Annotated in this window: 23 protein-coding genes; 17 read left to right on the top strand and 6 right to left on the bottom strand. The window is 52.1% G+C overall.

What is annotated here, in order from left to right; genetic code table 11:
• Positions 1–62 precede the first annotated feature (62 nt).
• Positions 63–863, bottom strand: a complete 801-nt coding sequence (asd, locus tag ACH6EH_RS12345; RefSeq protein WP_397332512.1) for an archaetidylserine decarboxylase — start codon at positions 861–863, stop codon at positions 63–65.
• Between the two features lie 374 nt (positions 864–1,237).
• Here asd and ACH6EH_RS12350 point away from each other — a divergent pair, with 374 nt between their 5' ends.
• The 8 genes from ACH6EH_RS12350 to ACH6EH_RS12385 all read left to right on the top strand — a co-directional run bounded on the left by ACH6EH_RS12350 (position 1,238) and on the right by ACH6EH_RS12385 (position 13,255).
• Positions 1,238–1,861 carry an ECF transporter S component gene (locus tag ACH6EH_RS12350; protein WP_397332576.1) on the top strand — a complete coding sequence of 208 codons (624 nt, stop codon included), beginning with the start codon at positions 1,238–1,240 and terminating at the stop codon, positions 1,859–1,861.
• A complete protein-coding gene (locus ACH6EH_RS12355; protein ID WP_397332577.1) occupies positions 1,845–3,470 on the top strand; it encodes an ABC transporter ATP-binding protein in 1,626 nt (541 codons plus the stop codon). The genes ACH6EH_RS12350 and ACH6EH_RS12355 overlap by 17 nt, the downstream gene beginning before the upstream one ends.
• Entirely contained in the window at positions 3,467–4,273 is an 807-nt protein-coding gene (locus ACH6EH_RS12360; RefSeq protein ID WP_397332513.1) for an energy-coupling factor transporter transmembrane component T family protein, read from the top strand. The genes ACH6EH_RS12355 and ACH6EH_RS12360 overlap by 4 nt, the downstream gene beginning before the upstream one ends.
• A gap of 237 nt (positions 4,274–4,510) precedes the next feature.
• Positions 4,511–5,770, top strand: coding sequence for an S-layer homology domain-containing protein (locus ACH6EH_RS12365; RefSeq protein WP_397332514.1), 1,260 nt, complete (start codon positions 4,511–4,513; stop codon positions 5,768–5,770).
• A 201-nt stretch (positions 5,771–5,971) separates the two neighbouring features.
• Positions 5,972–7,144: an S-layer homology domain-containing protein gene (locus tag ACH6EH_RS12370; protein ID WP_397332515.1), complete on the top strand. Its 1,173-nt coding sequence runs from the start codon at positions 5,972–5,974 to the stop codon at positions 7,142–7,144.
• A 138-nt stretch (positions 7,145–7,282) separates the two neighbouring features.
• Positions 7,283–8,533 carry an S-layer homology domain-containing protein gene (locus ACH6EH_RS12375; RefSeq protein WP_397332578.1) on the top strand — a complete coding sequence of 417 codons (1,251 nt, stop codon included), beginning with the start codon at positions 7,283–7,285 and terminating at the stop codon, positions 8,531–8,533.
• Positions 8,534–8,583: 50 nt separating this feature from the next.
• Entirely contained in the window at positions 8,584–9,843 is a 1,260-nt protein-coding gene (locus ACH6EH_RS12380) for an S-layer homology domain-containing protein (protein WP_397332516.1), read from the top strand.
• Between the two features lie 379 nt (positions 9,844–10,222).
• A complete protein-coding gene (locus ACH6EH_RS12385; RefSeq protein ID WP_397332517.1) occupies positions 10,223–13,255 on the top strand; it encodes a DUF5704 domain-containing protein in 3,033 nt (1,010 codons plus the stop codon).
• Between the two features lie 364 nt (positions 13,256–13,619).
• On the opposite strand, the gene infC is transcribed toward ACH6EH_RS12385, so the two are convergent.
• The 3 genes from infC to ACH6EH_RS12400 form a co-directional block, all read right to left on the bottom strand.
• Positions 13,620–14,144 carry a translation initiation factor IF-3 gene (infC, locus tag ACH6EH_RS12390; protein WP_138226881.1) on the bottom strand — a complete coding sequence of 175 codons (525 nt, stop codon included), beginning with the start codon at positions 14,142–14,144 and terminating at the stop codon, positions 13,620–13,622.
• 106 nt (positions 14,145–14,250) lie between these two features.
• Positions 14,251–14,676: an ImmA/IrrE family metallo-endopeptidase gene (locus ACH6EH_RS12395; RefSeq protein ID WP_138226880.1), complete on the bottom strand. Its 426-nt coding sequence runs from the start codon at positions 14,674–14,676 to the stop codon at positions 14,251–14,253.
• Between the two features lie 75 nt (positions 14,677–14,751).
• Positions 14,752–15,186, bottom strand: coding sequence for a helix-turn-helix domain-containing protein (locus ACH6EH_RS12400; RefSeq protein ID WP_138226879.1), 435 nt, complete (start codon positions 15,184–15,186; stop codon positions 14,752–14,754).
• A 282-nt stretch (positions 15,187–15,468) separates the two neighbouring features.
• Here ACH6EH_RS12400 and ACH6EH_RS12405 point away from each other — a divergent pair, with 282 nt between their 5' ends.
• The 5 genes from ACH6EH_RS12405 (at position 15,469) to ACH6EH_RS12425 (ending at position 19,804) form a co-directional block, all read left to right on the top strand.
• Complete coding sequence (locus ACH6EH_RS12405; protein ID WP_397332518.1) at positions 15,469–15,960, top strand: ArpU family phage packaging/lysis transcriptional regulator; 492 nt, start codon at positions 15,469–15,471, stop codon at positions 15,958–15,960.
• 210 nt (positions 15,961–16,170) lie between these two features.
• A complete protein-coding gene (locus tag ACH6EH_RS12410) occupies positions 16,171–16,353 on the top strand; it encodes a YvrJ family protein (protein ID WP_138226877.1) in 183 nt (60 codons plus the stop codon).
• Positions 16,354–16,448: 95 nt separating this feature from the next.
• Complete coding sequence (locus ACH6EH_RS12415) at positions 16,449–17,870, top strand: deoxyguanosinetriphosphate triphosphohydrolase family protein (RefSeq protein WP_397332519.1); 1,422 nt, start codon at positions 16,449–16,451, stop codon at positions 17,868–17,870.
• Between the two features lie 36 nt (positions 17,871–17,906).
• The gene (locus ACH6EH_RS12420; protein ID WP_397332520.1) at positions 17,907–18,836 is read left to right on the top strand and encodes an MsnO8 family LLM class oxidoreductase; all 930 of its coding nucleotides are present in this window, start codon (positions 17,907–17,909) and stop codon (positions 18,834–18,836) included.
• Between the two features lie 2 nt (positions 18,837–18,838).
• Complete coding sequence (locus tag ACH6EH_RS12425) at positions 18,839–19,804, top strand: TRM11 family SAM-dependent methyltransferase (RefSeq protein ID WP_397332521.1); 966 nt, start codon at positions 18,839–18,841, stop codon at positions 19,802–19,804.
• Positions 19,805–19,871: 67 nt separating this feature from the next.
• Here the strand turns inward: ACH6EH_RS12425 and ACH6EH_RS12430 are convergent, their stop codons facing one another.
• Positions 19,872–20,825 (bottom strand): D-2-hydroxyacid dehydrogenase, encoded by a 954-nt coding sequence (locus tag ACH6EH_RS12430; RefSeq protein WP_397332522.1) that lies wholly within the window; start codon positions 20,823–20,825, stop codon positions 19,872–19,874.
• A gap of 400 nt (positions 20,826–21,225) precedes the next feature.
• On the opposite strand from ACH6EH_RS12430, the gene thpR reads away from it, so the two are divergent.
• The 3 genes from thpR (at position 21,226) to ACH6EH_RS12445 (ending at position 23,633) form a co-directional block, all read left to right on the top strand.
• A complete protein-coding gene (gene thpR / locus ACH6EH_RS12435) occupies positions 21,226–21,798 on the top strand; it encodes an RNA 2',3'-cyclic phosphodiesterase (protein WP_397332523.1) in 573 nt (190 codons plus the stop codon).
• A 113-nt stretch (positions 21,799–21,911) separates the two neighbouring features.
• The gene (locus ACH6EH_RS12440; RefSeq protein ID WP_397332524.1) at positions 21,912–22,910 is read left to right on the top strand and encodes a cell wall hydrolase; all 999 of its coding nucleotides are present in this window, start codon (positions 21,912–21,914) and stop codon (positions 22,908–22,910) included.
• A 39-nt stretch (positions 22,911–22,949) separates the two neighbouring features.
• Positions 22,950–23,633: a metal-dependent hydrolase gene (locus ACH6EH_RS12445; RefSeq protein WP_208203257.1), complete on the top strand. Its 684-nt coding sequence runs from the start codon at positions 22,950–22,952 to the stop codon at positions 23,631–23,633.
• Positions 23,634–23,742: 109 nt separating this feature from the next.
• On the opposite strand, the gene ACH6EH_RS12450 is transcribed toward ACH6EH_RS12445, so the two are convergent.
• Positions 23,743–24,909: an MGDG synthase family glycosyltransferase gene (locus tag ACH6EH_RS12450; RefSeq protein ID WP_138226869.1), complete on the bottom strand. Its 1,167-nt coding sequence runs from the start codon at positions 24,907–24,909 to the stop codon at positions 23,743–23,745.
• A gap of 271 nt (positions 24,910–25,180) precedes the next feature.
• On the opposite strand from ACH6EH_RS12450, the gene ACH6EH_RS12455 reads away from it, so the two are divergent.
• Complete coding sequence (locus ACH6EH_RS12455) at positions 25,181–25,774, top strand: TetR/AcrR family transcriptional regulator (protein ID WP_397332525.1); 594 nt, start codon at positions 25,181–25,183, stop codon at positions 25,772–25,774.
• The last annotated feature ends 71 nt before the right edge of the window (positions 25,775–25,845 follow it).

The raw sequence follows: 25,845 nt of genomic DNA on the forward strand, positions 1-25,845 counted from the left end.
GCGGCAGCTCACGTGGGTGGGCTGCCGCTTGGTTATACAAATATGTGACAGGACAGGGCCCGCTAGCCTTTGCTCGCAGGAGGGTGCAGCAGGCCAAGGAGCTCTCCCATTCGGACCTTATCGCCGACCTTGAGATCGCCGCGGGGAGTAAAGGTTCCGTTCTCGGTCAGCAGGACAACGGTGGAACCGAATTCAAAATAAGCCAGCTCGTCCCCGATGCTCCACTGGGTGCGTGATTCATCGGCATAACGGATGCTGCTGACGTTCATGGCACCGACCTTCACCACAGCAACCTCGCCAAATCCGTGGGCAATGTATGTGATCAGCCGCTCGTTCCGGCTCAATACTCCCCGGATATGCGTCATTGCAAAATCATTGACAGGATACACCTTGCCTTTTAGATATTCACTTTCCGATTGGGTGCCGGTCACGGGGGAGTGAATGCGGTGATAATCTGTCGGGCTCAGGTACAGCACATACATATATCCATGCATGTAATTTTCCATACGGGGTGACTGCGCGAGCAGATCGCCCACGGTATAATCCTGGCCCTTCACATTTAGAATGGTTCCTGCATGAATTTCTCCCATGCCGGTAATAATGCCGTCCACGGGAGAGGTCATCGCGTCCGCCGTCGTATCAATCTCGCGCATGCCGATCTTTAGCCGGCGGGAGAAGAACTCGTTCAGCGACCGGTATTCCTGAATTTCTTTTTCCGCCTCGTGGGCAGGAATTTGATAGGCTTTAATAAATGTTGGGATCAGATAACGGCTTAGCCCGCTGTGTGAAAAGCGTCCCATTATCCGGGATACCCATCGGCGGGAGGAAAGCTCGGTCATCAGTCTCAGTAATGTTTTGGCCATAATATTCTCCTTTAACCTTAAACCGCGTGTGTCAGGCGTTTACGAAGCATTCCTATTCTGAACTATATTGACATAGAACAAGGGTGAAATCAATAAGACGCAGCGCTGTGAAAAAAACTCTTGCAAATTGTTGGAAATCTGTGTATTTTTAAGTCAGCCAAAAACCGAATATGGACTACGGGGGCTTGAGTGAATCAGGCTGAGATTGCAGATAAGATCCTGCTGCTGACCGTTAATCTGAACTGGGTAATGCCAGCGTAGAGAATATCCGCGTCCCTTTGTGTCTATTGGGTCTGTTTTCCGTCTGCGCTTGTGTCCAGGCGGTTTTTTGTCGTTCTTGCAAGTTAATTTAGGAAGAAGAGAGGATGAAGGACATGCAAAGCAAGACATTGGGAGGTTTACCGGTAAAAAAGGGGCTTCGCCTCAGTGACATTCTCGTCACCGTATTAATTTCGTTGGTATTTGGAGTGGTGTATCATTTCTGGGCATCGGTGTACAGCTTGTTCAAGCCGCTGTTTCCTGAGGCGGGCGAGCTCATGTACGGCATGTGGTTTGCGGCGGCGACGCTTGCGTTTCTACTGATCCGAAAGCCCGGAGTCGCTGTCATTGCCGAGCTCGCTGCTGCGCACATCGAGGTACTGTTCGGAAGCGGGTGGGGCTTGAATCTGCTGCTGTACGGCTTGATTCAGGGACTAGCTTGTGAGCTGGTATTTGCAGCATTCCGCTATCGCAAGACGGGGGCCTGGGTGGTTGCTCTGGCCGGGGCAGCAGCAGCCTTCGGCTCTATGTTCATGGACTTCTACTTAAGCTATACCGATGATTATGCGCTGTGGATGTTCATATTCAAGTATTCCATGCGCGTCATCAGCGGCGTGCTGATTGCGGGCCTGGCCATGCTGGCGCTGGCGAAGGCGCTGGAGCGTACCGGGGTGACCTCGCTGCTGAATCCGGCCTCCTCTAAGGATTATGCGGCACTGGATGATGTACGGAATGGCTGAGCCGGCCACAAGGGTGCTGGATACGGCGGAAGCGGTGGAGCCGATTGCCGCATCCGTCCGGGATCTCCGGCTGAAGTTTCCGGGAGACGGTCCGCTGCTGTTCAGAGATCTTAGCTTTCAAGCAAAGCGGGGGGAAAAGATTCTGCTGCTGGGACCGAGCGGCTGCGGTAAATCTACGCTCATTCAGGTGCTGAGCGGAATGATTCCGAGAGCCGTAGAAGTGCCGATGAAATGCGCAGACCAACTGCATCCGTCTTCATGGGCATATGTGTTTCAGGATCCAGACACGCAGTTCTGTATGCCTTATGTCGATGAAGAATTAGCGTTTGTGCTGGAAAATTTACAGGTCCCGCGAGACCATATGAGAGATCGGATGCGGGAAGCCCTTGACGCTGTCGGGCTGAAGCTGCCCGACATGCATACACCGATCTCCACACTGTCGCAAGGTATGAAGCAGCGCCTGGCGCTGGCATCAGCTCTGCTGCTGGAGCCGGAGGTGCTGTTCCTGGATGAGCCCTCAGCTTTGCTAGACCCGGAAGGGCGGGAGCAAATCTGGGAAGCCGTTAAGGCGGTTTCAGGGGACCGAACGCTCATTATCGTGGAGCACCGGATCGACGAGATGCTTCATTACGTGGACCGGGTGGTGCTGTTTGGACCGGAGGGCCAGATTCTGGGCGATGGGAGACCGGATTTTATTTTTGGTGACTATCGTCAGGAGCTGAAGCAGTACGGCATCTGGCACCCGGGAGTGTGGCAGGAGTTTCGGTCCAAGCACCCGGAGCGGTCATCGCGCTTGGCGGAAGGCAGAGGCCCGGATCCGCTGAAGGGAGGACCTCTGACAGACACAGGCAGTCCTGCACCTGTGCTGGAGTTGAGCCAATTTCAGGTGCTGCGAAGAAAGCAGCCTATTGTTCATGTTGATGAAGCGCGGGTATATCCAGGAGATTTCACAGCCATTATCGGACATAATGGTGCTGGCAAAAGCTCGCTGTTACTCGGCCTGATGGGTCTGCTGCCCTTCACCGGCACGTACCGGCTTGGAGAGCAGGTCATACCGGCGGGCAGTCAGCGGCGGGTGCGCAAGCAGCGGGAGCAGGCGCTTCGCCGCATCGGATTTGTGTTTCAGAATCCGGAGCTGCAATTTGTGTGCGAGCGGGTGCTCGATGAGGTTGCTTATTCCTTGATCGTGGAAGGGTACACTCCAGAGAAAGCCATGCAGGAAGCGGAGGTCTGTCTTGCCCGTTTCGGCTTGAAGGGACTGGAGGATCGGCATCCGTACCAGCTGTCCACCGGACAGAAGCGAAGGCTGAGCGTCGCAACGGCGATGGTCCGCAAGCCTGACGTTCTGCTGCTGGATGAGCCGACCTTCGGGCAGGATGCCCGGAATACCTTTGCCATCCTCGAGCTGTGCCAGGAGCTGAATGAGGCGGGAACCGCCATTTTGATGGTCACCCATGAGATGGAAATTGCTCATCAGGCGGCCCGCGAGATCTGGGAGATCGGTCAGGGGCGGCTGCTGTCCCGGCAGACAAGCCGCGGCATGTATGATAAGGAAGCATGTGCGGCCAAGGCCGAATCCTTCAGCAGTGTCGTGGAGGTGGGGGTATGAATGTATGGGGACAGGATCGAATCACATGGCTGCATAAAGCTAACCCTGTAGTCAAGCTGGGTATTCTGCTGCTGCTGTTCACCATGACGGTGCTGACGCACAATCTGGATTTTATAATGTATCAGGCTGCGGTGTTTACGGTTTGTCTGGTACTGCTCTGCGGCTTGAAGCTGTGGAAGATCGGGCTTTTTTCACTGCCCTTTCTGATCGCGTTTGTTTCCTCGGCTTCCACGATGATGCTGTTCGGGAAGGGAGAGATCATCTGGTGGGAATGGGGGCTGTTTAAAGTGTCGGAGGAAAGCTTCTACCGCGGTTTGCATCTTGGATTTAAAGGGATTGCGTTTGCTGCGGAAGGGCTGTTATTCGTAACGACCACGTCTTCGGTAGCCCTCTTCTATGGACTGATGCAGAAGCTGAAGCTGGCTCCTAAGTTTGCGTACAGCTTTATGGCCTCCATTCGGCTGCTGCCGATGGTGTGGGAAGAGTTTCTGATTCGAAGACAGGCCCTTCAGGTGCGCGGTATGCGTCCGGTAAAAGGAATTCGCGGCCTGGCGGAGCGGGCCAATATGTTCGCGGTGCCGCTGCTGGCTCAAAGCATCCGCCGGGCCCACCGCGTCGCGGCGGCGATGGAAGCCAAGCAATTTGACGGGGATCAGGGGAAGGGCAGAACCTTTTTCTACGAATCCCGATATTCCAGATATGATCTGGTCATTATGCTGCTGCTGGCAGCTGCAGCAGGTGCTGCGTATTTGTTCTCCATCTGGGCCCCGGGCTTCGGGATTGGAGACGTACGTTTCAATTGATTTTATACAGGGTCCGTGCTACACTGACTGTAAATACTTACCTGCTGCCGTATAAAGCGGAGCTTGCCGAGACATTGGGCGGGCTCTGCTTTTTTTGGTACTTGAGGACTTCATAAGGAGGAAATAGCAATAGATGGGTAGAATTTCCTGTAATGCGAGTTTTGTCGCTTGCTGACTAAGAGGAGGGGAGGATTTCAATTTCAGAAGGAGCGGAGCTGGTCGAGGAGGACAAGGCAAATGAAGAACACGTGGAGAGCATTTATGGCAGGCGCACTATGTATGGGGGTGTTCCTAGGGGGCGCTAAGGTGGTGGGAGCGACCAAAGCTTCATTTAACGACGTGCCAGCAAGTCACTGGGCTAAAGCTTCTATTGAGGGTGCCGTTGCTAAAGGGTATTTCAAGGGATATGCCGACGGGACGTTTCGGCCGCAAGCGCACATCACGCGGGCGGAATTTGCCTTACTGCTGTCACGGATTTCGAGCAACGTGGTAGAAAATGACTCTAGCACTTTTGCAGATATTGCAAATCACTGGGGAAGATCTGGCATTGAGCAGTCCATCGGGATGGGCTTTCTGACGCCGTCAGATTACTCGGGCGGCTTTAAGCCAGACAAGGCATTAACCCGCCGTGAGATGGCGAAGTGGATGGCTTCAGGGCTTGCTGCCCAAAATGAAGGATTTAAACAGGCGCTTTCGGATACGAAGGATACGCTAGTACCGGTGGCTGAGTACTACAAGGGTGGATTAAACCCGAGCGATTATCCCTATCTATCGGTGGCGCTTGGCACAGGATTGATGACGGGTTACCTGGACGGCACCTTCGGTCCATCCCAGCCAACGACCCGGGCGGAAGTTGCTGTCATTCTATCTCGATATCAGCAGGTACAACATAAAGAGGCGTCAGATTATCAGGATTTGGAGGAGATGCGTGAGGTTGGATTGACGGGGACGAATCTGCTGTCGGCGACGCCGCATGTGTATCATACCATTTATGGATCCGATAAAATTACCAGTTTTGACAATTTTGCCAACAAACCTTACCCCATGCTATATAATCGGGGCACGATGACGGTACATAGAATGATTGTGGTCGATGCAGTGAGCAAAACAGAATCCAAGAATTTATATGGGAAGATGTTTATGGATAGTGATTTTACGTTTCCGGTACAAAACCGATTTTACAATGTGTTCTTAGAAACAACAGTTATTCCAAATGACAACACATCATTAACAAGCGCAGCTTTTCCCAATTCGACTCTTTATAACTTCACGACTGGGAGGGGATTTGAAAGTAGTAGTACAGTGAGGTATGGACTAACGACACTTCCAGCATCCGGCCACTTCCTGAAGACCGGATTTTTTAAAAAGGATGTGCCCCGACGTTTTTGGATGCATCAGTATTTAAACAAAGATACAAGCACTAAAGACAATGGTGGGGATATGGGTAGAATTGGAAATGGTACCTTGACTTCGTGGTCCATCCCACTATCTAGATAAAGAAGTTCATAACAAACTACTTATCCGTGGTAAAAGATTCAATCTTTTACCGTTTATCAAAAGCAATGTTGTTATACATAGTCGTAGTTGAAGCTGGAACGAAATTACCGAATTTAACGGGAGAAGAGAATGAAGAGCACGTGGAAAGCATTTATGGCAGGCGCGCTATGTATGTGGCTATTCCTAGGGGGCGCTAAGGTGGTGGGAGCGACCAAAGCTTCGTTTAACGACGTGCCAGCAAGTCACTGGGCCAAAGCTTCTATTGAGGGTGCCGTAGCTAAAGGGTATTTCAAAGGATATGCCGACGGGACGTTTCGGCCGCAAGCCCATATCACGCGGGCGGAATTTGCCGTGTTGCTATCACGGATTTCGAGCAACGTGGTAGAAAATGACTCTAGCACTTTTGCAGATATTGCAAATCACTGGGGAAAATCTGGCATTGAGCAGTCAATCGGGATGGGCTTTCTGACGCCGTCAGATTACTCGGGCGGCTTTAAGCCAGACGAGGCATTGACTCGCCGTGAGATGGCAAAGTGGATGGCTTCAGGGCTTTCTGCCCAAAATGAAGGATTTAAACAGGCGCTGTCGGATACGAAGGATACGCTAGTACCGGTGACCGAGTACTACAAGGGTGGATTGAACCCGAGCGATTACTCTTATCTATCGGTGGTGCTTGGCACAGGATTGATGACGGGTTACCTGGACGGCACCTTCGGTCCATCCCAGCCAACGACCCGGGCAGAGGTTGCCGTCATTCTGTCTCGATATCAGCAGGTACAGCTTAAAGAGGCGTCAGATTATCAGGATTTGGAGGAGATGCGTGAGGTTGGATTGACGGGGACGAATTTGTTGTCGGCGACGCCGCATGTGTACTCGAAGTTGCACGGAACCACGGAACCACTCAGTTTTGAGAATTTTGCGAACACGCCCTATTCGATGCTTTACAATCGGGGAACAATGACCGTGCATCGAATGATCGTTGTGGATGCAGTTAGCAAAACAGAATCCAAGAATTTGTACGGAAGGATGTTTTTGGCGGGTGATTTTACATTTCCAGTTCAAGGTAGTATGTACAATGTATTTTTAGAATCAACGATTATCCCTAACGATAATGCTTCCTTAACGAATGCTGCTTTCCCAAGCTCTACTTTATACAATTTCACAACTGGGAGGGGGTTTGAAAGCGACTCTACAAGAAAATACGGTCTTACCACACTTCCAGAAGGTGATAATTACTTAAAAACCGGATTTTTCAAAAAAGATGTTCCCCGTCGTTTTTGGATGCACCAATACCTAAACAGAGATAGAGATGTAAGTGTTAATGGAGGAACTATGGGCAGAAATGGAACGTTAACGCATTGGTATATACCTTAAAAAGTATATCAATCATTTTTTGAAAACTGTGTTGAGTAGCATCAAATGTGAGAACACTGCTTGTCGCTTGCTGATTGAGATACACAAGATTCTCGGTGCAGGCAAAATGGATTAAGGAGGAGAAAGAGCGTGAAGAAAATGTGGATGACGCTTATGGCAGGTGCAATGTGTATAGGTGCCATACTGGGGAACGGGGAGTCAGCGGAAGCAGCCAAAGCTTCGTTTAACGACGTGCCAGCAAGTCACTGGGCCAAGGCTTCTATTGAGGGTGCCGTAGCTAAAGGGTATTTCAAAGGATATGCCGACGGGACGTTTCGGCCGCAAGCCCATATCACGCGGGCGGAATTTGCCGTACTGCTGTCACGGATTTCGAGCAATGCGGTAGAAAATAACTCTAGCACTTTTGCAGATATTGCAGGTCACTGGGGAAGATCTGGCATTGAACAGTCCATCGGGATGGGCTTTCTGACGCCGTCAGATTACTCGGGCGGCTTTAAGCCAGACAAGGCATTAACCCGCCGTGAGATGGCGAAGTGGATGGCTTCAGGGCTTGCAGCCAGAAATGAGGGATTCAAACAGGCGCTGTCGGATACGAAGGATACGCTAGTACCAGTGGCCGAGTACTATAAGGGTGGATTGAACCCGAGCGATTACTCTTATCTATCGGTGGTGCTTGGCACAGGACTGATGACGGGTTATCTGGACGGTACTTTCGGTCCATCTCAGCCAACGACCCGGGCAGAGGTTGCCGTCATTCTGTCTCGATACCAGCAGGTACAGATTAAAGAGGCGTCAGATTATCAGGATTTGGAGGAGATGCGTGAGGTTGGATTGACGGGGACGAATTTGTTGTCGGCGACGCCGCATGAGTATGGAAAAATGTATAACTCTGACAAACCATTAAGCTTTGATAACTTCGCTAATAAACCCTATTCTATGTTGTACAACCGTGGGACCATGACGGTGCATCGAATGATCGTGGTCGATGCAGTGAGCAACACAAAGTCTAAGAACTTATATGGAAACATGTTTATAGCGGATGATTTTACATTTCCAGTTCAAGGTGCATTTTACAATGTTTTTGTAGAGGCAACTGTGGTTCCACATGACAACACCTCTCTGACCAATGGTGCTTTTCCTAACTCTACGCTTTACAACTTTACGGCTGGAAGAGGTTTCAATAGTAAGTCTGTAGTAAATTACGGATTAACAGCCCTTCCGGCAAGTAATCATTTTATAAAAACAGGATTTTTCAAAAAGGACGTACCTCGCCGTTTTTGGATGCATCGGTATTTGAACAAAGATATACATAATGGTGTTAATGGTAGCGATATGGGGAGAGCAGGTAATGGAACGCTGACATCTTGGGGAATTCCAATCTCAAGGTAAGGATCTACGAAGTGGATATACTTGGTTGTTGAAATCAGGAGAACATAAAAATGAAGAAAATGTGGATAAGGCTTGTGGCAGGCGCTCTATGTATGGGGGCTGCCCTCGGGGGCGTAGAGTTGGTGGAAGCAGCCAAAGCTTCGTTTAACGACGTGCCAGCAAATCACTGGGCTAAAGCTTCTATTGAGGGTGCCTTAGCTAAAGGGTATTTCAAAGGATATGCTGACGGGACGTTTCGGCCGCAAGCCCACATCACGCGGGCGGAATTTGCCGTGTTGCTGTCACGGATTTCGAGCAACGTGGTAGAAAATGACTCTAGCACTTTTGCAGATATTGCAGATCACTGGGGAAGATCTGGCATTGAGCAATCCATCGGGATGGGCTTTCTGACGCCGTCAGATTACTCGGGCGGCTTTAAGCCAGACGAGGCATTAACCCGCCGTGAGATGGCGAAGTGGATGGCGTCAGGGCTTGCAGCCCAAAATGAAGGGTTTAAACAGGCGCTGTCGGATACGAAGGATACGCTAGTACCGGTGGCTGAGTATTACAAGGGTGGATTGAACCCGAGCGACTATCCCTATCTATCGGTGGCGCTTGGCACAGGATTGATGACGGGTTACCTGGACGGCACCTTCGGTCCAACTCAGCCAACGACCCGTGCGGAAGTTGCTGTCATTCTATCTCGATACCAGCAGGTACAGCTTAAAGAGGCGTCAGATTATCAGGATCTGGAGGAGATGCGGGAGGTTGGGTTGACGGGAACGAATCTGCTGTCGGCGACGCCGCATGTGTATCATACCATTCATGGATCAAATAAAATCACCAGTTTTGACAGCTTTGCCAATAAGCCTTATGCCATGCTTTATAATCGGGGAACGATGACGGTGCATCGAATGATCGTGGTCGATGCAGTGAGCAAATCAGAATCTAAGAATTTATATGGGAAGATGTTTATATCTAGTGATTTTACATTTCCAGTACATGCCCTTGTATATAATGTGTTTCTCGAGGCGACAGTGATCCCTAATGACAACACGTCTTTAACAAATGCAGCATTTCCTAACTCAACGCTTTACAATTTTACGGCTGGAAATGGTTTTAACAGTGAGGCGATTACAAGATTTGGTTTAACAGTACTCCCGGCAAGAGGTCATTTCATAAAGACCGGTTTTTTTAAAAAAGATGTGCCACGCCGTTTTTGGATGCATCGATTTCTAAATAGAGGTATAGGCGATGGGGTTAATGGCAGTGATATGGGGAGGATTGGAAATGGTACGCTTGCCTCATGGTCTATTCCATACACTAGGTAACAGGGTGCTTCTCATGTTGAATCCAATTAGAAACCTGATAGTTGTATTTTGTGTGATTGGAATTCTATTAATGTTGGCGGATTACTCTTTGGCAGCAAGTAAAATTATTACTGAAAGCTCAGATCGAGAAGACACTGAACAACTCCCTGCGCCAAGTTTCCACCCGAAAGCTTCAAATGGACCTACGGCTTACCAGAAAAAAGTGATAAGAGTCGAGGGATTAAAAGAAGCTAATCCTGGAGTCTATTGGTACCAGATCGACGATGGTAGGTTTCGTGCAGAAAGTTATCGCGCTTCGGGTGGCTACATCTACGCGAGTAACGCAGGTACAAAACATATGCCCATACCTAATGTCACAGAAGTAGTCGATAAAATTGAAATGAAAAACAAAATTGTATACCAACCTACCAGATATGAAAATAATGGGTCGTTCACGCATGAAAAAGTTAAAAATGAAATTATAACAAAGGTAGAAACAATAGATGAGCGTCAAGGTATCGACTCTGAAATTACGAGCTTAGAAATCACAGATTTAAAAACGGCTACCCTCATTACATCCAAAACAGGAAAAGGGTTTCTACCGTTTGATTACAAAGACACCGGCAACAAAGCCTGGAGCGATGCTTGCGGCTGCTATCTGGACTGGAGCAAGTGGACCTTTGGCTACTACACCCCCATCAACATCTACTGGCGTGGAGAAGTTATCGAGGAGAAAAAAATCACCCTCACCGGTAAGGCTACACTGGATATCGGTGAGGAGACGAGTCTGGCCGCCGCGGTTTCGACCTTGTCTCCTGGGCAAGTCGATTTCAGCGCGCCGGTGAATATCTCCTACGCTGCCGATTGGAGAACAGACAAGCAGTCTGTTGTTAGCCTTGTCGGAAGCTCGGGCAAGGTCAAAGGCGTCAGCCCGGGGACGGCGACCGTCACCGCGGTTTGGCGGAAGCAGGAGACCCCGAATGATGAGGGCTACGTCCTGACCGCCTCGCTCACCCTGACCGTTCAAGACGGCGGGTGCATGGGAGACTGTGGTCCGCCACCCGCGCCGGGAGGCGGCTGCACCGCGCCCGTTCCAGGCGACTCGGTGACGGGAAGTGTTATGGACCCGTCGGCGACCGCCGTAATTCGGGCAGATCCACGCGGGCAGGAGCGCTTTGACGTGCTTCAGGGCATCCCGACCTCGGAATCTCTCTACGGCAACGTGATGGCGCGGTCATATCTATATCAAAATGAGTTTGTGAACATGCATGGAACGTGTACATACACGGTTCCGGTCACACAGCCGTATCTGCTTCAGTGGGATGAGGAAGAAAATGGGCCGCCGGATGCCAGCGGAAAGCCCACGACGATAACCGTCCGCAAGCAGCGCAGCGAAACGGTGACTCAGGAGTACACGGTAGAGCGACCTTACGCTTACTGGGTGATCGGGAAACTGGAGGTGTATCAGCTGCAGGAGGCGGAGCTGATGAACTATGCCCTGTCCGGTGGTACGATGACCCTGCGCCCGGCAGGATATACGCCGCCTTCCTATGCTGCTGCAACGGCGGGGGAGCACCTTCTGGAGCCTTCCATCAACGCGGTCACTTTGCCGCTCAAGACGGTCGCCGGTGAGCAGGTGCCAGCCGAGGATTTCACAGCCTATGCGGAAGAAGCAGTCACGCCCGTCAAGGTCCGGAATGATCACCTGACCTTCAACCAAAGCTTGATCCTGGACAGCTCGCTGGTGGAGGAGTCGGGCCCGGCGCCATCGGCCCTTCCTGCGCCCGGCTGGGTTCATCCTGATGTACTGTACAGTCCGAACCATGTGATCTCGGCGGATAAAATCAACCGCTCCCGGGCGCCCAGCCAGGGCACCCTGGCTTACCAGCGGATGCCCGTCCAGATCCAGGGCAGTGGAGTCGATCCGGTCTTTCCGATTTCATCCATTAATCCAGTGACAATACATACTCCGGTTGTCCTCTATGCCTCAGTGTCCGATGACCAGGCGCACAACCAAAAGACGGAGCCCCATCCTACCCGGGCGGCCTTCATTCTGGATCGGCCCTTCACCGTCCGGATCCCAACCTCCGGACAGCATCTGGAGGCGTCGTCCTATCCCGGCTACGGGAACCGGGATTATGCCCGCTATGTTCGGAGTAAGCAGGTTCGCTTTCCGTTTGATGTCTATCAGGCAGATCGAAGCACCTTTATCCCGAAGCATACGTGGATCGACATTCCGGTTCACCAGCTGGACACGGAGTTCTTCCTGCCGGTATGGGTCGACGAAGGCGAGTACGAGGTATACTTCAGGACGCTGGCCGAGAATGCTCCGGCAGACTACAGCTGGGAACGGGAGGCAAACCTTCATCTCTCGCACCACGCTGCAGTGGATGAGGTCAGTGTAGACGTGATCGGGCGGCTGTATGACTTCAAGGTGACGGATATTGCTGATTACACATGGGAGACGGTGTTCCGCACCGCGAAAGGAAGCAGAGAGCATACCGGCAAGGTGTACTGGACCGGCCTGCAGCATCTGGATGGAGGCAGCCGTGGCAACGTGCTGCCATACACCCTGCCGATTGCACCGGGCAAGCACCCGCAGGCCGGCTATGCTAATGCCGCCGTGAAGACGGGCTACCACTTCAAGTTTGATGTGAAGACCAAGGGCAATTTGTTCGGGTCAAGTGACGGTATCGCCATCACACCGCGATTTGATTTTGTCCATTTAGATGGCCGGGGTCGCCAGCCGGTGGACCTGTACTACCACCGCGGGAAGGAGTACTTCATTCCAATCGGCTCCCCGCAGGATACGGTGAAGCGGGAGATCACGCTGAATACCCGGCTGCGCAATGTGCCGCTGCAGGAGCTGCTCGATACGGCCGCTTACCAGTACCAGAGAGGTCCGCAAGGAGAGGCACTGCAGCCCTACACGAGCCGCTACCTCCAGCAGGTGAGCACGGAGAAAACATGGATTGGTCGTTATGATTGGCTGCTGCTGCCGTCCCAGCTGCGGACCCTGATCGGTCCTAAGGCTGACCTTCCGCCTACGGTAGATCCTTACCGGGCGAGTGCCGCGATCCAGCGCTGGTACGGCGAATACAGCCTGCCGGCGGAGGTCTATGCGGTGCCGCAGGGGACCTCGCTGCCGGAATATGCCCGGCGCTATGGACTGGACGAGCAATCGGACCTGTTCTTGAAAGAGGGATACATTATCGTGAACTTTGACCTCGAAAGCGTGCGGAATGGGGATCTTGCCCATCCGCATCTGCAGTATATCCATGCCCCGCATATGAATCAGTGGCGGCTTGAGGGCTTTCAGGACAGTATCCGCAACCCTGCCGGACAGAGGTTTCCGCTGCTGGACGGAGATGTGCTGTTCTACCACGGCGACCTCGGCAGCCGGCAGGATTTTGAGTCACATGTGCCGCATTAATGATAAGAAGCCGAACAATCGAACAACCGAACAACGTAGTAACACGATCAACTGAGTGCTCTCATTCTAAATCGAGGCAGCGATGGAGCTCCTGGACGTTATATCTATAATGGTGTTACACGGGTCCAACCAAACTAAACGAGTACAAGCAAAGAGTAGGGGATAAATCCTACTCTTTGCTTTGTATTACGGTGATTTCGGTCACTTCAATAAGCTCATCGCCAAATGTCGTTGTAGACCAGACCCATGCTTCTAGCATGTCATTTGGTTTAAGATCATCGATCGATTTCCTGGTCACTCAGCTTCCGTTAACAAATCCCCTATGATGGTCAGCACCTGCGAATGAGCCGAAGCTTCTCTTCCATTAGCGCGGATTCACTTTGACCTGAGCGCCTTTACCGCTGGATTGGATCCCGGTCTCCTTTGTTCCGGATTCCTTAAGATCGGTCAAGAGACGCTCCAGCACGGCTTTGGCCGCGGCAGCCTCTTTGGCGCCGGAGGCTCTGACCACAAGCTGCACCGGCTTGCCGGAGCGGAGATGCTTGTCTGCCTGGCGCAGCTTGGTATCGTAATCATGCTCCTCGATGTGCGCAGTAAATCTTAGCTCTTTTACTTTTTCCTTCGCTGTTCCTTTCGACTTCTTGTCCGCGGCGGGGCGGCTGTTGTTCTCCGTTCTTTTCTGCCCTTGCGCGAAGGCCTTTCCTTTCCCTTTAGCAACAAGTCTGCAGGGCGGCGGGCTGCTCATCAGCGAGGTGCAGAGTAGGTCGGCTTTATACCAGCGGGCCATCGCAAGAGCCTCTTCCCGGGACAACACCCCGAGCGGCTCTCCGTTTAATCCGCTAAGGACCACCTCTGATGCTTGAATTTGTTCGTTTATGAATACGGCCACAATACATTCCCTCCCGAATAAATACACAGATCGATAGAACTATCATAAAGTGAGCATGCAATAATTACAATCCGTCAAGCACGCCTGATTAAGAACGTATGTTCGGTTAAATATCAAAAAAATAAAGCATTTCCTGAGGAATGCCGGCTCTTAAATAATACTCTCTCAATGATTCGTCGGGCTGCAGTGTCACGTTAGCGGTAAGCAGCAGAATGGCGAAGCGATGGGCCTGGCGTTCAAGCTTCCCTGGCGAAAAGTACGAGTGATCCTCCAAAAACAAGCGGCTGATCCCTTTATGCAGCCGATCATGACCCAGCTCATGGGCACAGACGAACCGCTGCCACTCCAACGGCAGCCTGGAATGAATGACAATGAATCGCCGCCGTAGCTTCCGGACGTAAAGCCCCTTGGTAGACTTGCCGAGATCAGCATAACGGATGTGAACGCCGAGCAGCGAAGCCAGTGTAAAAGGACAGCTTGTATGGTGTTTGCGTACGAGCTTGCGTACAAGTGCTTGAAGCAGATCATCCATGATATTCACCTGCAGCTTTACTAAATTTAACGGGAGTCAGCGTTTACTTAATCTCTCCCCTTACATTCTGGACAGCTATGGCTTGTTCCTGCCGCGCTTGTTCATTTTCTTGGCCTCCCAGAAAAGTCCGGTCAGGACGTCCTTGATACGCTGCTTGTCCTCCTGGTCCAGCGGAATTCCATCAAACATAAGCTCTCCGTCATCCTCGAGCAGGTGCTTGAAATCCCTTTTGTCCTTGTTGGTGGCCCATTCCGGAATCACGAGCTTGTCTTCGTCCTCGGAGGACTGCAGATCCTCCCAGTATCCTGCCGCCTGCATCATCTCTTCATAAGGAGCTTGAAGCGCCTCCGCGAGCTTGCGGAGCGTTTGCGGCTTGGGAATCCCTCTCAGGCCGTTTTCAATCCGGGAAATTTGGGAGCCGCTAATGCCGGCCGCCTGCGATAGCTGACTGATGCTGAGATTCTGATCTTCCCGAAGTGTTTTCAGATACTCGCCAAATGCTTGCTCCACATCCGCCACTCCTAAACCTTCAAATATACTGCATCCTTTATATAGTATAAACACGATCCGGCGTGTTGCCAACAGGTTCTAAAATCCTGCGTATCGTTGCCAAAAGGCAAGGAAACAAGAGCATATCTTAAGCAGGCTTGAAAAAGGGTCACGCATTCCTGTTTTACGACAAACACCAAATAGTGGTATATTGATCTTAAATACGAACAAAATGGGAACATGAGCTTCCATAAATGGAAGAGCCTTTGAGCCCGCACTACATTTTTTAAGGAGTGAGGAAGCATGAATCACCATTTACCAGAATTGGATCGCCGCAAGACCCAGCAGGCCATTGAAGCCTTGTTTGAAAAATACCGCATTTATAAAACCATCACCTTTGAAGCCCGGGAAACCGATCTGACCGCTTTATACGGTGACAGATCTCATGGTCCCACCAATGGAACCTCAGAGCAGACTGCGCAGGCAGAGAACACCAACATGGATGACCCTGCCGCGAGGAAGCAGTATTGCGATACGATTGATTTCATGGTAGAACGGCTGAGCGAACGGGAGCAGCGGCTGATTCGAGAGCGATATTTGAAGCAGGACGACGTTTACGATTACAAGGTGTACAATCACATGCTGGAGCCGCCCGTCAGCAAGGATACGTATGCCAAAATCCGCAGCCGCGCTTTTTACAAGCTGGCTCTTGCGTTTGCAGATCGGGGAATGCTTCACCTGGAGAAGCTGCGTAAGGGGAGCAAGGCGAAGGGAAATGGCAGAGCTATGAGCTAATATACATCGGGACAAGCACCTCTAAATAGGAACGTGTGTTCTTACTTTTTTTGTCCCGAGATTCGCCCGAGGTTCTTCCTTGAATCGTCAGCGATATATCCTGAAGAAGGTACAATAATTGTAGTAAACGGAGGCGATACCTCATTTCAAGGAATAGGTGTACTCAGTGTTACGACACAAAGTCGATAAAGGAAAGGAGGCGAGTGATGTATGCAGGACTCTTCTTGGATTACACTGATGAGCTCTGTGGTTTCGAACCTGGGATTTCCAATTGTGGTAGCCGGATTCTTGCTGCTGCGTGTTGAGAAGAAGCTTGAAGCATTAAACCATGCTGTTCTGGAGCTGCAAAAAGAACTTCGGGATGATCGGAATGCATCTCATGGAAAGAAGTAAACTCCAAAAATACCTGACATCCTTTTTCAATACCGTCAGGAATAACATATAATTAGAAAACAAGACAGAGAGACTGGTTACAGGAGTGGAACAGTATGGAGCATATATTGAAGTCTCTGCGGGAGCATCGGCAATATCCGGAGCAGACGAAGCAGGACGTTACCCGGGCCGCTTATGAGCGGGACTATTCCCGCCTGATTCATTCGCCGACCTTTCGGCGGCTGCAGGGCAAATCGCAGGTATTCGGGGCCGGCACGGGAGATTACTACCGCACGCGCTTGACGCATTCCCTGGAGGTGGCGCAGATTGCGAGGGAGGCCTCGCGCAGCCTGCTTCGCTCTTACCCGGAGGTGCTGCCGGAGTCGGCAGAGAGTGCCGGTCTGATCATCGATCCCGAGGTTGTAGAGTGCGCGGCGATCGCGCATGATTTCGGGCATCCTCCGTTTGGCCATAAGGGCGAGGAGGTGCTTCAGGATATTTTGGATAAGCTGGTGGACCGGAAGACGGAGCAGGAGCTGGCGAAGCAGCCGGGCATTCCGGACCCCGCAGAGGCGTTGCGGGTGAAGCGGCTGATGCGGGAGAAATATGAGCATTTTGAAGGCAATGCACATAATTTCCGTCTGATGATGTTTCTGGAGAAACGAGAGGATGTTAACGGCTTGAACCTCTCCGATGCCGTGCTGCTGGGCGTGAACAAGTATCCTTTTTCCGGGCTGGAGAAGCCCAAGGGCATGTACCGCCATGAGTGGGAGTATATTTCACAGATTCGACAGGCCTGGGAAATTCCGGACAAGAAGCGGACGCTGGAAGCGCAGCTGATGGATCTTTGCGATGACATCGCGTATTCCGCGCATGATCTGGAGGATGGAATTAAAGCGGGCAAGATTGAGGTGCATGAGCATTTTTTGAGAGACGGACATCTGAACCGGCTCATTGTGGAGAAGATTACGACACTGGAGGATGATTTCTGGAGCGGCTGGCAGCCGGAGAGTATCGGCCCCAAGGTAGCACAGGTGCTGGATGACTTCCAGCGTGTCTGGAATGAGAAGCTGCCCCTGTGTCAGCATGATTATTCCCGCACCCGGCGCGAGGTGAAGGCGTATTGGGTCAGCCTGTTTGTCGGGAGCCTGGGCGTCATTCCGGATGGAGATTGGAAAAAGGTGACGTTCGTGAAGGAGGGCGCGGAGGACGAGGATATGCTGAGAACGGTCAGTGTGCTCAAAAGCTTCGCCTGGGTGACAATGATCCGCGATCTTCGCGTCCAGCGGCTGCAAAAGCGCAGCGAGTGGATCATCCGGCGCCTATGGGGCGCGTTTCTCGATCCGGAGTCGTCCAAAGCCATTATTCCCTCGGACTGGCTCCAGCGCTATGAAGAGGATCAGAAGCGGTCACAGCCGATCTGGACCTGGGAGCATATGGTCATTGATTATATTGCAGGCATGACGGACGCCTTCGCAGAGAAAATCTATAACGAGCTGTTTGGATTAAAGGTCGGCTCTATCTATGACCTGGATTAATGAACGGCAAGAGAACGTCATCAGGAGGGGGTTCACATGCAACAGCTGTCATTAAGCGTGCTTGATCTCGTTCCGCACACCGGGGAATCAAGCTTTGAAGAAGCCTTGCAGCAGGCTGTAACACTTGCACAGGAGGCGGAGCACTGGGGATATCATCGTTACTGGGCGGCAGAGCATCATGATATGGATCAGCTGTCCTGCGCTTCGCCGGAGGTGCTGCTGGCGCGAATTGGCGCGGCTACGAAGCAGATTCGCCTGGGATCAGGAGCGGTGCTGCTCCCGCATTACAGTCCGCTCAAGGTAGCGGAGAATTTCCGCATGCTGGCAGCACTGTTCCCGGATCGGGTAGATCTGGGCATCGGGGGGGCTCCCGGAGGCTCCGCCCATGCTTCGATGGCACTGAGCGGCAATTACCTCTCGCATGTGGCAGAGATGCGTGATCGGGTGAAGGCGCTGAGCGAGCTGCTTCAGGATGCTTATACGTATGAGGGAGCTGCGGTAACCGCTAAGCCGGTGCCTAAGATCCAGCCGGCACTCTGGATGCTGGGTACGAACACCAAGAGTGCTGCCCTGGCGGCTGAGCACGGGACAGGTTATGTGTTCGGTCAGTTTATGAGTGAGAAGGACGGCAAAGAAATATTGGCACAATACCGGGAGAGCTTCACAGCATCGCCGCTGCAACCGTCACCGGCAGCGATGGTTGCTGTGAGTGTGATTTGTGCCGCGGTACCGGGGGAAGCCGAGGCCTTGGCGGAGCAGGCCGTAATGCCCGGATTTCCTATGGAAGAAGGAGAGAAAGAGCGGCGGGTCATTACAGGCACGCCGGACAAGGTACATTCACGGCTGCTGCTGATGGCAGAGTACTACGGCTGCAGTGAATTTATGATCTTTACGCCGCCGCTGGGCAGCTATGAACAGCGCCTGAGCTCTTACCGCCTGCTGTCTCAGGTGATGCGGCAGGGATGAGCATGATGGATGCATATCTTTACACCTATGCTGCCCATGAATCCGAGCAGGCATTGTGCGCGCTGGAGCTGTCAGAGCTGCTAGGATCTTTCCCTGTTACGCCGAAACCATCGCCTGCACCGTCCAGCCGGGGCCTGCTATTCAGTGAAAGAGCTGTTAACCCGGACCGGAGTCCGTTTCTGACAGCGCGGCTGGATGTCTGGTTTGCCGCTTCAACGGCCGAGGAGCTGGCGCTTCAGGCAGCTAGCCTCTCTCTGCCGGAGGAGATGACCTTCAAGGTCGTCTACCTGAAAGAAAGCGATGCCTGCAGCTATGAAGAGCAGCGAACACGGGAAAGGAGCATCGGCGCTTGTATTCAGGGACAGGCCCGAATGAAGTCGCCGGATGTCACCTTCGGCCTGGCCGCCACGGGAGGGAAATGGCTGCTCGGTGAGCTGCACCTGCCTCCGCGGCAGTGGCTGGAGCATACCTCCAAGCCGCACAATTATTCGACAGGCCTCAGCTCGCGGACCGCGCGGGCACTCGTCAATATTGCAGCACCCCGGCTGGAGGGAACGACGTTCCTTGACCCCTGCTGCGGCATGGGCAATGTGCTCATTGAGGCGCTCTCAATGGGGCTGAGAGCAGAAGGCGGCGACTTAAATCCGCTTGCTGTGCAGGGTGCGAGAGTCAATCTGCGGCATTACGGGTATGGCGAGGACTGTGTACGAATTCAGGATATGAATGACCGCAGCGGCCGCTATGATACAGCTGTGCTGGATCTGCCGTACAACGTCTGCTCAGTGCTTCCGGAGGAAGAGAAGATACAGATGCTCAGGTCGCTGCGCCGCCTGACGGGACGAGCCGTAATCGTAGCGACCGAGCCGCTGGAGACGCTCCTTGCAGACACCGGCTGGACGGTGCTGAGACATGTACAGACCCGCAAGGGTACCTTTACGCGGGATATATGGCTGTGCCAGAGTATGTAATCATAGCAAATCCCGGCAGTCACACTGCCGGGATTATTGCTATCTATATTGAAGCTGCTGACAGCCCTTAGTACGCCCGCTCATAATCAATGACGTTGCGCGGCAAGGGCTTTTCATCTGCATAAGCCTTCAGATTGTCTATAAATATATCCATAATCCGTTTGTTATAATGAACCGTATCACCGGCCGTATGCGGGGTCATAATGACCTGCTGCATATCCCACAGCGGGTGGTCCGCTGGAAGCGGCTCCTCCTCGAACACATCCAGTCCGGCGCCAGCCAGATGTCCGGATTGCAGCGCCTCGACAAGGGCGGAGGTAACTACACTAGGTCCGCGGCCTACGTTGACGAAGAAAGCTCCTTTCTTCATGGCAGCAAACCGGTCTTTATTGAACAAACCCTTCGTTTCGTCCGTGAGCGGCAAAATGTTAATGCAGTAATCTCCTTGCGCAAGGGCATCATTCAGCTTGTCTGTGGTCATCATGTCATCAATATAAGGGTCAGGCTTGCCAGAGCGGCGGACGCCAATCGTTCTCATTCCAAAGGCTTGCGCTGCCTTCGCCGCAGCACTTCCGATGTGACCGACACCGATGATGACAGCGGTTTTGCCGGACAGCTCGCGAAAATCTCCGCCCTTGATCCATTGATGGCTGCTTTGTCCTTCAATCGCGCGGTGAAGATTCCGGTTAAAGGCCAGCATCAGCGAGAAAATATGCTCGGTAATCGGAATACTGTGCACACCACTGGCATTCGTAAGCTGGATGCCCCGGGCTTTGAAGTCCTGTAATGGCAGCTTATCAACACCGGCGGACCAAACCTGGATCCAGCGAACGCGGCTGTTCTCCTGCAAGGCTTCCTCCTGAGCATCCTTGGTCCAGCCCAGCACAATATCCGCAGAGGATACGGTTCCGGATGGAAGCTCCTTATACTTCCCGACAACGAGCTCATAGCCTTGCGCTGCCTCGGTGATCCGGTTCTGTTCTTCCTGGGAAAGCTTGTGTAATGCAACAATTTTCGGCATGAATGGGGTCTCCTCCTTCAGATGAATGAAAAAAGTACCAGGTCGTTCAATATTTTATCAGAATTAAACCAGTGATGCATGTCGGGAAACATCCAGCATCAGTGGCCGGGTCTGCCATAGGGGAACAGGTGCACCCCTGAAAATCGGGATCTGGCAAGGAGTATAGCGCTTACATGAAGGGGGTGGAGGTTGACCATAACCCTGCCTCACTGACTTGACAACAGGATTCAAAGCTGATGAAATATACGCAGCTGAAGAGGCTGAATCGACGCCGTTTCAGGCGTGCTGGGAGTTTTTTGCATTCCCTTTTTCAGATTTTATGGTATCATGTAGAACTTAGTGCGGGAAATGCACATCCTGTAAGGGTGCAATCAAACCACAAAGGAAAGAAGGTTATGGCATGAATGCAGCCGACCGAAGCTCGGTCATGCGTTTGTTTGTCGCCCTGCCGCTGCCCCGGGAAGCAGCCGGCGCTATGCTTCAATGGACTCAAGAACTGAAGGAGCATCTGTCCTTCCGCAAATGGGTGCACCCGCAGGATTATCATATTACTCTTCAGTTTCTTGGAGATCTGGATCCGGAGATGACGGCCTCCGTGGTGTCTAGCCTGTCCAGCGTTGCAGCGATACAGAAGCCTTTTTCACTCACGCTCGGCAAGGGCGGGGTGTTCGGGCTGGCTGCTTCGCCGCGAGTCATGTGGACAGGCGTGGACGGAGATCTGAAGGAGCTGCAGCTTTTGCAGCAGCGTGTGACCGCCAGTATGGCAGCCCTCGGCTTAAAGCCGGAGGAACGCCCTTACCGGCCTCATATTACCGCTGCCAGAAAATTTATAGACGGCCGCATTCCCATCCCCTGCCTGGAGCAGGGACCAGAGCGTGTTCGCTTCACGGCGGACGCTCTGGTGCTGTATCGGACCGTGATGGGTGCCAGCCCTATGTACGAAGTTCAGGAACGAGCTGCTTTTTCAGGCTGATCTCTCAGGAAGAAGCGCGCTCAAACTTTTTATTTTTGCGAGAATGGGTGTTTTCAACTCCTGAATTTCTGGTTACATAGAGAGGGAATGTGCCGACTTATAGGAGGAAGAACATGGATATTTCAATGTTTAGGCAAAATCGCTTCATCGCTCTGCTGGTCGGAGCGCTTTTAGTGAGCTTGTCTTTAATAAGCCTGCTGGGAATGCAGACATCCGCAGAACAGACAGAGAAGAGCAAGCCTTCCCTGGTGAACGGCAAGCCATCTGCGGCCTCGGCACAGCAAGCCGGCGAAGCAAGCCGACAGAGTACCGATTTAACAAGCAGCACAGCGATACAGGCAGTCAAGCCAAATGCAGCACCGATTCAACATTCAAGCCCGAATGAGAACCAACCGTTTCAACTACCGGCATTTCATTATTCAAGCCAGCTTCAAGGCTGGAAGCCGGAGCCAGACAAGGCATTGTCTATTCCGGAACCCCGGCAGCAGGAGAGCGAATCCGACAAGGAAGAAGCTCAGGCTAAAGAGAAAGCAACTGCGAGCCAGCATTCGAAAAGCACAGCCAAGCCCGTTGATGAGAGCACAGAAGATTCAGCACCTAAGGCCCAGGCGAAGCCGAAGAACACAGAGGGGACTCATGCCGTTAATGCCAAGGCGAACAGCCTACACCCCCCCACAACTTTATTCTTCACAAGAACGAAGACGTTAACCCAGAATGAGAAGCAGCACGCTACCTGGGAATACGCTTTGTCAGCTGAAGAGCTGCTTCTGCTCCAAAAGATTGTTATGGCAGAGGCGGAAGGCGAACCGTACGAAGGCAAAGTGGCAGTTGCCAATGTTGTCCTGAACCGGCTGCGGTCAGCCAATTTTCCCGACACGATTAGAAATGTGATCTACCAGAAGCATCAGTTCAGTCCCGTTGCGAACGGACGTATGGACCGGGTAAAACCGAGCGAAGAGACGATTAAAGCGGTGCATGCTGCACTTCATGGCGAGAAGGCGGTCAGCGATGATACGTATTTTTTTCTGTCCTTAACGTTAGCTCAAGACCTAACGGTGCATCATTCCAGAACCTTTGCGAAAAAAATCGGAAATCATTCTTTTTACAAATAGCTTCCTTCGGGTAATGTAACAGCAGGAGGTGCTAACCCTGTGAAAATAACGTATTACGGTCATTCCTGCACGCTGGTTGAGCATGAGGCGACGAGGGTGATTATAGATCCTTTTCTGTCCGGCAATCCTTCAAGTGGCGTGTCCCCGGAAAATATTGAAGTGGATGCGGTCATTCTGACTCATGGCCATGATGATCACTTTGGCGATTGCATCGATCTTGCCAGGAGAAATAACTGCCCGATTATTGCAGTGTATGAGCTTGCTGTATTTTGCAGCAAAAAAGGGGTTCAAGCCGATGGACTCAATATTGGCGGGGCCCGCAAATATGACGGCTTTGAGGTTAAGCTGACGAGTGCGCTGCACTCCTCATCCGTATCGGACGGAGACTCCTGGGTATATGCAGGACAGCCGGCCGGCGTGCTGCTCACCATGGGAGGACATACCTTTTATCATGCCGGGGATACCGCGCTCTTCAGTGATCTGCGGATGATTGGCGAGATGAATTCCATAGCCTGCGCGGCACTGCCGATCGGAGATGCGCTCACGATGGGACCGCAGGATGCCTTGCTGGCAGCGCAATGGCTGCGCACACCACGGGTCATCCCGGTACACTATAACACCTTTCCGGGTATTGAGCAGGATGGACAGGACTTTTGTAACCGGCTGAAGCAGTCCGGCATCGAAGGCTATCCGCTGACATCCGGACAAAGTCTGGAGATATAGACTTATAGACAACCTCATATCTAATCGCCCAAAAAGGCTGGACCCGCTGCTCATGCGGGCCCAGCCTTTTGTATAGGATGCACAGTACTATTGAATGATGGCAGATAGACTATTGATCCACGAGCACCTGAACGCCATGGGGAATGGCCACGGTTTCGCGGTTCAGCATGGAGAGCACTTGATTCACACAGTGATCAGGCATAAGATGCGGGGAAACCCCGTCCATCATGCGGCGGCGGTACTGCAGAACGTCCTCATAGCGGCAGGAGAGCAGCTGCAGCCATTTATCCAGCACCGCAGGCTGATCCAGTACCTCACCAAGCCCCTCACTCACAAAAAAGTGACAGTTCTCCTCCTCTTGACCCGGAATCGGCTCGTAGAAGAGCATCGGAATGCCCTTGGCGGCTCCTTCCGTGCACGTCATGCCCCCGGGCTTTGTAATGAGCAGATCCGAGGCGCCCATCAGCTTGTGGATATCCTTGCGGTATCCCAGCACATGAATGTGCGGATGGCGGAACAACGGATTGTGCTTCATCTCGGCGACGAGCTTCTCGTTCTGTCCCATGCAAAAGATCAGCTGAATATCGTCAGCTCTCGATGCCAGCTTGCTGAGCAGCTCCTTATTGAACATCAGCCCCCAGCCGCCGCCCATGATCAGGATCGTTGGCATATTCTTGAACCCCAGCTCCGTCCGGAGAGCCTCGGGAGGCTCAGGATCCCAGAACTTCGGATGGACCGGAATGCCGGTTACATGTATGTACTGCGATAAGATCGATCTGCGCATCAACAGCTTCTTCACCTGCGGCGTGGATACCAGGTATTCATCAACCTCGGGATTCACCCAGGTTCCATGCGCATCATAATCAGTAATCAGCGTGTATAAAGGAACGTGCAGTCCCTGACGCTTGAGCCGGGATACCACGGCATTGGGAAAAGGATGGGTGCATATAATCAGGTCCGGCTTGAGCTGCTGAATGACCTGGGAAGCCTGCGCATAAAAAATCCGGTGCAGTGCGAGCCGGGTCAGCTTGTTCAGTGATTTCTTGTATTGTGAACGGTACAGCATGCCTACAAGCCGGGGCCGGACGCTTACCGTCTTGCGGTAAGCAGAAAGAATCAGCGGGCCTACTGTCGGATTCAGGAAATTGCCAAGCTCAATGACCCGGCACTGAATATGCGGATTCTTTCTCTTGAGGCCTTCTGCCAATGCATACGCCGCTTGGGTATGTCCTGTGCCGAAGCCTTCTGAAAAGAGAAGCACTCTTGTTTTTCGCATGTTTTCACCACTTCTTTCTTCCTCTATCTTACAAAAACGGATTGGATTTTTGAAGAGTGACTTCGCAAAAAAGGACATTACTAGTATATACGCTGCAACTGCGGATGTTTTCCGTTTATTTTTGTAAAATCCAAGCCTCTGGCAGCTATTGCGCTTCAGCGATGAATTTGCTACACTGGAATGACTGAATGACCAGAATTGAATTATAGTCAATTTATCGATTCCGGACAAGTTTCTTCTATTATAATACACGAAGGAGGGAGATGGATATATGGCAGCCGTAGACCGCCGTCAACTGATTCTGGATGCCGCCGCCGAATCGTTTGCACGCTTTGGATACAAAGCGACAACTATGGATCAGGTAGCCCGGATTGCGAATGTAGGCAAAGGGACGATCTATACTTTTTTTGCGAATAAAGAAGAGCTGTTTGAAGAGATTCTGCTTTCGGTCATGCTGGAGATGAAGAGGATCGCGGAGCGAACGATCCGCAAGGACCGTCATTTCTTCGATAATCTGTATGATGCGCTGGATGCGCTCCTGGATTTCCGGGATGAGCATTCACTATTTGTAAAGCTGGGGCAGGAGAAACGGGATTTGGGTACCGCCAAGGCAGGCTATGGCTTGTCCAAGGTAGAGAATGGGATTGTATCGTATATTCAGGGAGTGGTGGAGAACGCGATTGAGCAGCAGGAGATCAAGCCTTGCGATGCGCAGGTTATTGCCTTTGTGATGCTGAAGCTGTACACGTCTTTGGCAGGAGATTTCAACGGCTTGAGAGAGCCGCTGGCGAAGGATGCCGTGAAGCAATATATGATGCTGTTTATGGAGCAGGGACTAAAGGATGCGGGATCCGGCCGGATGTAACGGAGGGACCCGTTTGGACAAGGTGAGGGGCAGCCCATGTGGATTGTCTTATTTTTTCGCTCAAGAATGAC

This window comes from Paenibacillus sp. JSM ZJ436 (assembly GCF_044383795.1).
Lineage (GTDB): Bacteria > Bacillota > Bacilli > Paenibacillales > Paenibacillaceae > Paenibacillus_AQ > Paenibacillus_AQ algicola.